This window comes from Halanaerobaculum tunisiense (genome assembly GCF_054657635.1).
The window spans coordinates 1-420 of the sequence record NZ_BAAHYI010000038.1 but is presented as its reverse complement, the minus strand read 5'-3'; the positions used below and the strand labels follow the sequence as shown (position 1 = coordinate 420).

At 44.8% G+C, this 420-nt stretch carries 1 rRNA gene; it reads right to left on the bottom strand.

The annotated features are described in order from the left end of the window. A 23S ribosomal RNA gene (locus tag ACYQ3D_RS12660) occupies positions 1-375 on the bottom strand; the annotation flags it as partial. Positions 376-420 lie beyond the last annotated feature (45 nt).

Sequence of the window (420 nt, the reverse complement as noted above, 5' to 3'; positions counted from 1 at the left end):
TTCGACTAACTAACAGAAATCTGATAATGCCTTTATGGAAGCATTGTGCTGATTCCTACGACCCTGTAATAGCAACGCCCATAAGCTTAGACACCATTACAGTTTAGGCTCTTCCCTCTTCGCTCGCCGCTACTAAGAGAATCGCAATTGCTTTCTGTTCCTAGGGTTACTAAGATGTTTCAGTTCACCCGGTTCCCTTTCCAGAGCTATTCAAATTAACTCTGGAATGACATGAGTTATCATGTCGGGTACTCCCATTAGGACATCCTTGAGTCAACACTTGTGTGCAGCTCGTCAAGGCTTATCGCAGCTTGCCACGTCCGTCATCGGCTCCTAGCGCCTAGATATCCACCATACGCCCTTACTAATTTAATCTAGGCTCGGTATTTCTACCTATTGTGCAGTTTTCAAGGTACAAAT